This is a genomic window from Bradyrhizobium pachyrhizi (genome assembly GCF_001189245.1).
GTDB lineage: Bacteria > Pseudomonadota > Alphaproteobacteria > Rhizobiales > Xanthobacteraceae > Bradyrhizobium > Bradyrhizobium pachyrhizi.
The window spans coordinates 57,331-67,403 of sequence record NZ_LFIQ01000103.1 but is presented as its reverse complement, the minus strand read 5'-3'; the positions used below and the strand labels follow the sequence as shown (position 1 = coordinate 67,403).

The following is a 10,073-nucleotide window of genomic DNA, read 5'->3' as shown; positions in this document are numbered from 1 at the left end:
CTCCATGCCGAGCGCCGACCAGTCGCGCTGCGCATCCTCGATCAGCTTGTCGGATTTGCTGATCCAGACCGCACGGCGGCGGCCCTTGAGCCAATTGTCGAGCAGGATCCCGGCGACCTGACGTCCCTTGCCCGCCCCGGTGCCATCGCCCAAGAACCAGCCGCGACGAAAGCGGACGGGGCTCTCGGCGTCCTCGCACGCGGCCGCCACAACATCAAATGTCGCGTCGACCGTCCAGAAGCCCGCCAGCAACTCGGTATGCGCTCCGCCAGCATAAATGACGCTCTCGAGCTGAGCGTCCGACAGAAGTCCGTCTGTCACCACACGCGACGGCAGGTGCGGACGATAGGTCGGCTTCGGTGGCGCGACGGACGCCATAGCCGCGGACTGCACGAGCCTGGTCGGATGCGCGCACGATCCGGGAATACGGATCGACTGCAATCCGTACTCCTCATAAAGCGCATCGGTCAGTCGGGCGCATTCCGGCGGCGACCATTCGACCGTCTCGTAGTTGAGCTCTAAGCCCGCTGGCGCCGCGCTCGCCGACGAGGACGGTGAACACGGTGCAACGGTGCCGCTCGATTTCGACTTTGCCGGATAACAACGGCTAAGGCCGACCGCTACCGGCCTCGCGATGGGCAACCTCGGAGGCACATGCTGGGTCACCCAGTCAAGCAAGATGGCGACATCGCTCGCCATGCCCAATGAAGCAGGAAAGACCTTCGGATCAGCCGCAGGCAGCTTGTCGATCACAAGCAGCCTTGTATCCGTTCGTGTTCCGTGCTTGGCGTAAACGGCGCCGTCAATGGCGGCAGAAAACACGACCCGCCCGCGTTCCTGGAGACGAACAAAGGCTTCCGTCCATGCCGGATTATCCGGCGCAAGGCTCGCGCCCACGATGGCGACAAGACGCCCGCCGTCGCAAAGGCATGCCAAGGCCGAGGTGATGTGCCGGAGAGCTGCGTCCGGCATCGGTCGTTCGACATTGGCCACCGCCGAGAACGGCGGGTTCATCAAGACGACGCTTGGGGCGACGCTCGCATCGAGGTGATCATCGATCTGGGCGGCGTCGAAACGGCTGACCTTAACCTTGGTGAAGAGGTGATCTAGCAATGTGGCGCGGGCCTCGGCCAACTCGTTCAACACCAAGGCGCCGCCCGAAAGCTCGGCAAAGGTAGCGAGCAGGCCCGTCCCTGCAGAGGGCTCGAGCACGCGATCGGCGGGCGTTACGCCCGCCGCCATAGATGCAACAAGGCCAAGTGAAATCGGCGTCGAGAATTGTTGAAGTGCCTGGCTGTCCTCGGAGCGCCGCGTATGGGTCGGCAGACAGCTCGCGATCCTCGCGAGCATCGGCAGCATAGCGGCCGTCGAGCCCGCTTTGGCGCGCATGGCCGGGCCGAACTTGCGCAGGAATAGAACGGTCGCCGCCTCGCAGGCATCATAGGCGGTCTTCCAGTTCCAGGCGCCGGCTGCATCCGAGGCGCCGAAGGCCGCCTCCATGGCGCCGCGCAGGACGGCGGCATCGATGCGATGGCCGCGTTCGAGCTCGGTCAGGAGCTGCTGCGCGGCGCGGAGGGCGGCGGAGGTGAGACTTGCAACGGCACGCATCGAGCGCAGCGTGGCGGCGGCGCCGCCGGTAAGAGATTCGGTCATGGCAGGATGTCTTTCGGAGAGCGGGAACGGGTCGATCCGGCTGGCGCTCTCTCTGGACCGCGCCGGCTCAAACCCCGTCCCGGCCGCTCTCTGCCTCTCATCGCGCGGCCGTCCTCACGCCGCGCCACGGCATTCGGGCGTCGACAGGACGAAACGCATTGCCGGGCAGTGCGAGGGCGACCGGCCGGCCTTACGGCGTGACCTGAGCGATGAACTCCTCGAGGAGATCGTAGGTGGACTTGCCGAGGATTTGATTGGCCGAGATCACAACGACCGCGCCGCCAAAACCGTCGCACGCATCCGCGAACAAGCAAAGGAGGAAACGGCCGATACACACTCCAGCGTCGGCGAGCGCCGCACGATGTCCTGAATGATGAACTCCCACGATGTCGTCGTAAGATCGAGCTCGACGTCGTGTGACGGCGGTTCGCCGGCCGCACGCTTTGCCAGATGCTCTCTGACGATGCTGCTCGCGACGTTCGAGCCGGCCATTGGGGACGCTGCGAGCGCGGCTTCGAGCTTCGCGCGCTCAAGCGTTATCATGTCGGTCGGTCCGACTTCTGAAAAGAAATACCAGCCCTCGCCGTCACGTTCGGCATCGAAGATGCGAGAGAGCAGCAATCGTTCCAAAGCAGGCTCATGTCCGCTTCGGGGATCGTCTGCTGGACGACGGTCGAGCTATCGTCATCGGCCATTTGTGCCTCCTTGGAAAACCGAAAGCCCGGCACGAAGCCGGGCGCGGGATGAGAATTGCGATGGAAGCCGTGCGGGACGGCCGGAGCCGTCCCGCGATAAAGGGCTTCATTCGGCGGCATCGAGCTGTGGTTCAGCGTCGCCGTCGCCGCCGTCCTCCTGCCCCGCGTTGGCGAGGAATTCGGGCAGTGGGCCAGCCTCCGCCTCCTGTTCGACCGGCGCGGCGGTGGCGTCGACGAGACGCAGCAGCTCCGGCAACCAGCCCGAACCATCGAGAAGACGCTCGGCCTCCTTGGCCATGTCGGTCTTTTTCAGGTGATCGATCAATTGGGCGGACGATTCACCTCGTGCCTCCCGCACCGCCTCCAGAATACGAGGCTTGGTGACGCGGCCGAGATAATTGTCGACGGTCGGTCTCCAGCCAGACTGAACCATGTCGAGGCCGACGGCGCGCGCCAGCACATCGGCCTGGCCGAGCCGAGAGCCGACGCCGTGAGCAGAGACACGGCCCTGATTGTAACGGTTGGCCGGCTCATGGACGGCGTTGACCGCAAATGACGCACAGTGAGCGAACAAGGATGCCTGTGCGGCACCGTCAAGGACCGTGAGCGCATCCCACACATCGTTCTCACTCTTGGGCAGCCGTGCCTTCCAGGACTCGTGCCGGGCCTCAACGGCCTTGGCAGATGCGCTTTCCCTGAGCCCCGGGGCTTGAGCGGGAAAGGTCGGCGTGCGAAGTCCGATCTCCAGACACGAGCCGGACGATCCGTACCGGTAAAAGGCTGTCAGCACGAAATTGTGCAGCACCGCTTGGAACGCGATTGCCGGATTTTCTGCCAGCGCATCCCGTAATGCCAACGTACGATGCGCCGTCAGTTCGGTGATGAGCCGATCCGGCAACGGCCTTGCCGCATCCTCTCCATCCTCGTCCGTCTCGCTCGATTCACCGGCGAGCGAAATCGTCGTGCGCTGGACGGACGCACCGGGCTCCTGCCCTTCATTCAAGGATGCACTGGTGCCCCGCTCGCCTTCGCAAGCGGCCGCAGGCGCCTCGTCCTCCGGTCGGACATAGCCCCGATCGACAGAAAGCCGCCCTTCGGGGTCGATGCCGACGAAGACGCCGGCCCTGGCCATCTGGTCCGGCTCGAAGATGACCGGCCGGTCGTTGAACGCTTCGAGCGCCTGCTCGAGTTCGCCGAGCCGCGCGTCCACCTCGTCGGGCAGTTCGTCAGCGTCTTCAAATCTTGTCTGAAGCGCGTCGTATTCCGCCTGCAGGGCATCGAAGCGCGCCTGCTCCTCGGTGGAGAGAGCCACCGGGTCTGCCTCGAGCCGACGAAGCCCATGGTCATGGCCGTAGGGAAAGCTGGCGGCGGTGACCTCGATCCACTTCCAGCCTTCAGCGGCGATCGTTTCGGCTTCTGTCCGCAGCTTCTCAGCCACGAGACGCTCCAGCAAAGTAACGTCCTCGAGCCAGCCGCCGTCATCTTCTTCGAACAGGTCACGCAGCACCTTGCCGCCAGCCGCTTCATAGGCCGCGAGGCCGACAAATCGCACGCGTTTGTCGGATCCCCGCACCGCGCGCTCGGTCAGAAGGCGCCTGATCTGATATGGTTCGTCGTAGCCCGACTTGCTGACGTTCTCCCAGACCTGTTCCTGGCGGGCGTGATCGTTGGTGACGGAGAACGCCATCAGCTGTTCGAGCGATATACCGTCATCGGCGTAAACGTCGAGCAGCTTCGGGGACACCGCTGCAAGCCGCAGCCTCTGCTTCACCACGTTGAGGGATACGAAGAAGATGGCGGCGATATCCTCCTCGGACCGCCTTTGCTCGCGCAGGGCCTGGAATGCCCGAAACTGGTCGAGGGGATGAAGCGCAACCCGGTGCACGTTCTCGGCAAGTGAATCCTCTTCCGCGGTGACCTCGCTGCACATGTCACTGACGATGCAAGGGACCGGCGCGGTCTTTGCCAGACGCTTCTGCGTTACCAAAAGCTCGAGCGCGCGATAACGGCGGCCGCCGGCCGGCACCTCGAACATGCCGGTTTCCTGGCCTTCGCCGTCGAGCACGGGCCGGACGTTGAGACTTTGCAGCAGCGAGCGCCGAGCGATGTCCTCGGCCAGATCCTCGATCGAGATGCCGGCCTTGAGCCGCCGTACATTGTTCTGACTCAAGACGAGCTTGCTGAAGGGAATGTCGCGCGACGGCGACAGCTTGATCTTCTGAACGGCCTTTGCCATGTCAGTTTCTCCGAAAAACGGGCGGCCGGGAGCCTCTCTCTCGGCCTCCAACCCGTTCGCGAACAGGCCCGCCCTCCTCTCGCTCTCGCTTTTCCAGCGAACGATGGCGATGGTTGGCGGCCGCCGCGCTGTCAAAAAACCAGGTCCCGTCCTCGCATCTCCGATCGGATTGAAGCCCAAAACGCTGGCGCTTGTTGGCACGGGCGACTATGTTGACTGCCATGAGCCATTACATTCTGGATGGACGCGAGCCTAAATGAACGCGGTTTCGTGGCGGCGATGGTATGAATCAGCCGACCGTGTCGTCGCGAGGACCCGGATAAGTCCGGATATCGTCGTCTCAACCGTGTTCGGATGCGATCCGGATCGCCCCCTCCTTTTCGAAACCGAGGTCATGGAAGTGGGCATCACCTCCATCGACGCCCGCCGGGAGCGGCACCCGACGTGGGTCGAAGCCGAACGCGGCCACGCAAAGATCGTAAGCGGGTATCGCGGCGCCTGAGCACGCATTTTCTGGGCTGCACGGAACCCGCGAGTTCGTCGACGGCGCAGCCGACCGGGAGCAGCCGCCGCGGATCGTCGGCCCGCGACGGATATCACCGTCCCCGAGAGGGCACCGCCCGCGACCTCGTGAATCTGAAAAGCGCAAGCGAGCCAAGCCGAAGAGCGGAATCCCCGGCTTGGCCGAAATTACGCCACGCGGTCGAGCAACTTCTTGGCCTTGGCTTCCATGTCCAGGCGGACATCCTGATGCGGCTTGCCGCGCGCGACGGCGGTGATGCCCTGCACGAAATCGAAGATGCTTTCAGGCGGGCGGCCTTCCTCCGCCAGCACCGCGTCAATCACCTTGCCTGTCTCGGCCTTGGTGAAGCCGCGGCGGCGCAGAAACTCGGTGCGATCCTCGTCGTTGCGTGCCACGATCCGCTCGCGGGCGGCCTTGATGCCGTTGACGAAAGGCATGGGAGAGGAGTTGGCGAAGTTCAACAGTGCCGGGGCTGCCTCGTGAGCAAAGCGGGAGGCTGCGTATTTGGAATGACGGATGGTCATCTCCTCGAAATCTTCCACGCCCCACAGATTGCGATTTTGACAAACCGCACGAAGATAGAAGCTCGCCATGCCGAGCGTCTTCGCGCCGACTTCCGAGTTCCAGCAATAAAAGCCCCGGAAATAGAGGTCGGGCGAGCCGTCCCGGAGACGACCGGCTTCGATCGGATTCAGATCATCGACCAGAAACAGGAAAACGTCCCTGTCCGATGCATACAGGGTCGTCGTGTCCTTGGAGATGTCGACGCGGGGATTGTAGATGCCACTTGACCAGTCGAGCACACCAGGCACCTTCCACCGTGTATCGCCTGTGCCATTGCCTGCGATGCGCTGTACGGCCTCAACCAGCTCGTGGTCGTAGATCCGGCCATAGTCGGGACCGGTGACGGCGCGAAGCTCAATACGGCTATCCTCGGTCTCGAGCGTTTTGATCTGCTCGACGCGATTGGCGGTCAGGCCATATTGCAGGTTGATGGCTGCGAGTGCCGCTGGGAGCTGCCGCAGGTAAGTGGCCGGTGCGCCAACCTGGCTCGCAAGCTGACCAAAGCTCCAGTGGGTCGGCGCGACTGGCCTGTCCGAGCCGGGCAGCATCAAGGCCAGGCGTTCGGGATCGGCACTTCTCGCTTCGACATGAATGAGCGCGGTTTCGACCACGCGCGTTCGGCTGCGCTCCGTGCGATCGCGCACCGTGCGGGCTAAGTCCTCAAGCGAAAGATAACGCTCATCCGCCGGACGGCTGAACCACTCCGAGGACACCCGACCAACGCGCTCGCCGCGGCTCACATCCACTCTGTAACCGGGGGTGGCGTTGCGGCCGGCATCAACAATCTGCGTATTCATGGGAGCAATCTCCATGACGGGCGCCGGAAGACTCTCCTCCGACCCTCAACCCGTCATGGCCAAGGCCGCTCCCCTCTGCCTCTCCTGTATCGTCGGTCGCCCAGACCCACGACCAAGACCCACGACCCAAAGCACGACATCCCGCCCCGCCGCAGCTTCCGTCAGGGATGGAAGCCCGAAGGGTGAAAACCCGGCGCAAGCCGGGGTTTCAGCGCCAGCCGACAGCCCGGTCCCGCAGGGAGACGGCGTCCTCTGCACGCATGCGTAGAGAAATTCCGCGTGCGGCACGCGTGGGACCGGGACGGTGCTGGCAGGCGTCAATCAGCGCTGCGTAGCCAGCGGGGGTCGCGGCCCTCCAGCAGCCTCCGATCACGAAAAACGCTCACGGGACCTGAAAATCTTAGCTGCATAGGCTCGATCCGTGAAAAAAGCTTTGGCCGGCGCCAGCAGGGATAACGCCATTTGTTGCAGGGGGCGTGTGACCCCTCTAGTAATAATGTAATCTTCGTAATACATATTTATCAAATCCGTAGCACGAAGACGACAAATGCCGACCCCTCACCACCCTCCCGCCGCCGTTCGACGGGCCATGCGCAAGCTCGGCGCCGACATCCACGACGCCCGCCGGCGTCGGCGGCTGCCGATGGCAGTCGTGGCCGAGCGCGCCTTCACATCCCGCTCGACGCTGCAAAGGGTCGAAGCCGGCGATACCAACGTCAGCATAGGCATCTATGCCGGCGTCCTTCAGGCGCTCGGTCTACTCGACGGCCTGAGCCAGATCGCCGACATCATCAACGATCGCGTCGGACAGGCACTGGCCAGCGCCGAACTGCCCAAGCATGTCCATCTCAAACGCAAGCCCGGAGCCTTACGCGATGGCTGATTTCGAGGTGCATATCGAACTGAGCGGCCGCACGCGTCCTGTCGGACTGGCGAGGGCCAATCGCGTTCGCGGCGCGGAGACCATTCTCTTCGAATATGATGGCGTCTGGCTCGGTGACCCAGACCGGTTCTCGCTGGAACCTGCCTTGGCCCTGACGCGAGGCGCCTTCGCTCCCTCTGCAGGACTGGTGACTGTCGGCTCCATCGGCGACTCCGCACCCGATACATGGGGCCGCCGCCTCATGCAGCGCGCTGAACGCCGCCTCGCCGATCGCGAAGGTCGGGCCGTTCGCACGCTTACAGAAAGCGATTATCTGCTCGGCGTCGCCGACGAGACGCGGTCCGGCGCACTGCGATTCCGCTGGGTCGGCGAAGAAGCCTTCCAGGCGCCGACTCGCGCCGGTGTACCGGCTCTGATCGAACTCGGCCGGCTGCTCCAGATCACCGAGCGCATTCTCCGGGACGAGGAAACGGACGAAGATCTTCAGATCATCTTCGCCCCCGGTTCCTCCCTGGGTGGCGCGCGGCCGAAGGCGTCGGTCATCGACCAGCATGGCAAGCTCTCCATCGCCAAATTCCCGAAGGAGAGCGACGACTACAGCATGGAGACTTGGGAGGAGATCGCGCTGCAGTTGGCCGGCCGAGCCGGCATCATCACCCCGCAACACGAACTCATCGAAGTGGCTGGCAAGGCGGTCCTGCTGTCGCGACGCTTCGATCGCGACGGCACGACCCGCGTCCCCTTCTTGTCAGCGATGGCGATGATGGGCGCCAAGGACGGCGAGCGCGGCAGTTATCCCGAAATTGTCGACGCTCTCGCACAGCATGGAGCACAGGGAAAGACAGACGCTCATGCCCTCTATCGACGCGTCGTCTTCAACGTGCTGATCTCTAATGTCGACGACCACCTGCGCAACCACGGATTCCTCTGGTTGGGAAAGGCCGGATGGTCGCTCTCTCCGGCTTATGACCTCAATCCCGTGCCGACTGATGTGAAGCCGCGCGTGCTGACGACGAACATCGATCTGGACGAAGGCACCTGCTCGCTCGACCTGCTTGAGGGCGCATCGGAATACTTCGGGCTGACGCTGATGCAAGCCCGCACGATTATAAAAGAGGTCGCAACGGTCACCGCCAAATGGCGGAACATCGCCAAGGCGGTCGGCGCCCGGTCGGCCGAGATAAGCCGCATGGCCAGCGCCTTCGAACACGACGATCTCAAACGAGCGCTGGCGCTTTGACACGGACATTCCTTCATAGCTTCGATCCTGCAGCGGCAAGCCCCGTTATCGGCCCCACCATCGATCTTGAAATCCCGGACATCGAGGATGCCGGAATTCGGGAGGTGCTGCAGACGCCTGGGGCCGCCTATGGCGCGTGGTCCATTCTCGATCGCTGCTGGCGCCAACCGGCGCGGTAACGCCTTTTATCTTCAAGGAGCCGCTCGGACAGGCACGAGAAGTCAAAGTCGCCCTTTCCGGTCTGTTTGGACGCTTCGTCGCACGCGCTTAGCCTCCGCCGCCGACGAGCCCTGTCGGACGGACGGCAGTGATACGCGCCCTAAACCTGCGCTCGTCCGAAACCCGACGCGTCTCGCCAGATCGATCCGTGCATGCGAGCGGCCCGTCCAGCGGCAAAGGGATGCTCGCTGGCTCGCACATAAAAAAGAACCCCGCCCAAGACTGGGCGGAGCTCTGAAGGATCGCGTCTCACTCGCCGTTTTTGCGCGGGCGCGACCACAGCAGCGTGTAGCCCTCGCCGCCTTCGTCGTCGAACAGGTTCGCGTAGATCGGTGCGTTGAAAGAGGGGTCGTCGAGCTTGAGCGAGAGATAATCGCGGCCCTCTTCGGAGCGCTTCGACCAGGCTGCGCCGATCTCGGCCCGGCCCACATAGATGCGGTGGCTCGGAGCGTTGTCGTTGGAGCGGTTGGTCTCGGCGACGATGCGGACGCCCTTGGCTTGCAGGCTCAGGGTGACAATCTCGCCCTGGAAATCGTTGCCGACTTTCTTGAAAGAACCGATGTTAGCCATGTCACTTCTCCTGTTGTGTTTCGAGCCCGCGACCACCGCGGCCTCGATGGCGATCTAAAGGCCGAGGACGATCGGGGACGCACCCCTCGCGGGCCGGAGCGCAGCGGAGGACGCCGTTGTGGCGACTTTCTTGCCTCGCGAGGAATGGGCGCAGCCCAGGGGAAGAAAGTCGCATCAACGGCGTTGCGGCTCAGACGATCGAGGCGAAGCCGGTCCTCGGCCAGATCAAGCCATCAAAGAGGCCACGTGCGTCCGCGTGCTGAACCGCAATCTCAAGGAGAAGACTGGCGAATCTCGGTTGAGCTGCACAAGAGGTTGGAACGATTCAGCGAAGAAAGAGAAACAATCTGCCGCAAAGGGCGGTATCGTCCATGAAGCACGATCGAGAGCACGCCACGCGCCACCGCGACCACGTGGGCCGGCCCGAGATCGGTGCAGCCTGGTCGAAGCGCTCCGAAAAATGCCGCGTTACCTCTCCCTCTCCTCTCACCTTGCCCCCGCATTCAATATCGCGATCCTGGCGAACCTGTTCGACGAGGAAGGTGACGAAGGATCATCCCTCGTGCGTGGCGGCCGTGAGAATGGTTGAGGCCGCCGATCCAAAGCCTACCCGGCTCGAACAGGCGGGTCTGCGCGAGCAAGAACAGTCAAGCGCGTCCACGTCGTGCCGCCAACGCAAAACCCGCCCAGGCA

General features: G+C 63.6%; 8 protein-coding genes. 3 read left to right on the top strand and 5 right to left on the bottom strand.

Annotated features, from left to right (window positions below):
- The 3 genes from AKL29_RS45570 to AKL29_RS25800 all read right to left on the bottom strand — a co-directional run.
- Window positions 1-1,653: strawberry notch-like NTP hydrolase domain-containing protein (locus tag AKL29_RS45570; protein WP_244482416.1), on the bottom strand; the 1,653-nt coding region annotated here is incomplete at its 3' end.
- Window positions 1,654-1,917: 264 nt separating this feature from the next.
- The gene (locus AKL29_RS42265; protein ID WP_152977772.1) at window positions 1,918-2,283 is read right to left on the bottom strand and encodes a hypothetical protein; all 366 of its coding nucleotides are present in this window, start codon (window positions 2,281-2,283) and stop codon (window positions 1,918-1,920) included.
- A 171-nt stretch (window positions 2,284-2,454) separates the two neighbouring features.
- Entirely contained in the window at window positions 2,455-4,584 is a 2,130-nt protein-coding gene (locus AKL29_RS25800; RefSeq protein WP_050386111.1) for a ParB/RepB/Spo0J family partition protein, read from the bottom strand.
- Between the two features lie 256 nt (window positions 4,585-4,840).
- Between AKL29_RS25800 and AKL29_RS42260 the strand changes: the two genes are divergently transcribed.
- Window positions 4,841-5,086 carry a hypothetical protein gene (locus tag AKL29_RS42260; RefSeq protein WP_028336503.1) on the top strand — a complete coding sequence of 82 codons (246 nt, stop codon included), beginning with the start codon at window positions 4,841-4,843 and terminating at the stop codon, window positions 5,084-5,086.
- A 188-nt stretch (window positions 5,087-5,274) separates the two neighbouring features.
- Here AKL29_RS42260 and AKL29_RS25795 read toward each other — a convergent pair whose 3' ends face one another.
- Window positions 5,275-6,468, bottom strand: a complete 1,194-nt coding sequence (locus tag AKL29_RS25795; RefSeq protein ID WP_050386110.1) for a hypothetical protein — start codon at window positions 6,466-6,468, stop codon at window positions 5,275-5,277.
- Window positions 6,469-7,015: 547 nt separating this feature from the next.
- Here AKL29_RS25795 and AKL29_RS25790 point away from each other — a divergent pair.
- Together AKL29_RS25790 and AKL29_RS25785 are read left to right on the top strand one after the other, a co-directional pair.
- On the top strand, window positions 7,016-7,351 hold the full coding sequence (locus tag AKL29_RS25790; protein WP_028336501.1) for a helix-turn-helix domain-containing protein: 336 nt from the start codon (window positions 7,016-7,018) through the stop codon (window positions 7,349-7,351).
- Window positions 7,344-8,591: a type II toxin-antitoxin system HipA family toxin gene (locus AKL29_RS25785; RefSeq protein ID WP_050386109.1), complete on the top strand. Its 1,248-nt coding sequence runs from the start codon at window positions 7,344-7,346 to the stop codon at window positions 8,589-8,591. The genes AKL29_RS25790 and AKL29_RS25785 overlap by 8 nt, the downstream gene beginning before the upstream one ends.
- 468 nt (window positions 8,592-9,059) lie before the next feature.
- On the opposite strand, the gene AKL29_RS25780 is transcribed toward AKL29_RS25785, so the two are convergent.
- A complete protein-coding gene (locus tag AKL29_RS25780; RefSeq protein ID WP_018454792.1) occupies window positions 9,060-9,380 on the bottom strand; it encodes a DUF736 domain-containing protein in 321 nt (106 codons plus the stop codon).
- Between the last annotated feature and the right edge of the window lie 693 nt (window positions 9,381-10,073).

What these genes read in the sequence shown, in the direction of transcription:
- AKL29_RS42260 (WP_028336503.1), top strand. Translation starts at nt 4,841, where the DNA reads ATGAACGCGGTTTCGTGGCGGCGATGGTATGAATCAGCCGACCGTGTC.
- AKL29_RS25785 (WP_050386109.1), top strand. Translation starts at nt 7,344, where the DNA reads ATGGCTGATTTCGAGGTGCATATCGAACTGAGCGGCCGCACGCGTCCT.
- AKL29_RS25790 (WP_028336501.1), top strand. Translation starts at nt 7,016, where the DNA reads ATGCCGACCCCTCACCACCCTCCCGCCGCCGTTCGACGGGCCATGCGC.
- AKL29_RS25800 (WP_050386111.1), bottom strand. Translation starts at nt 4,584, where the DNA reads ATGGCAAAGGCCGTTCAGAAGATCAAGCTGTCGCCGTCGCGCGACATT.
- AKL29_RS25795 (WP_050386110.1), bottom strand. Translation starts at nt 6,468, where the DNA reads ATGAATACGCAGATTGTTGATGCCGGCCGCAACGCCACCCCCGGTTAC.
- AKL29_RS25780 (WP_018454792.1), bottom strand. Translation starts at nt 9,380, where the DNA reads ATGGCTAACATCGGTTCTTTCAAGAAAGTCGGCAACGATTTCCAGGGC.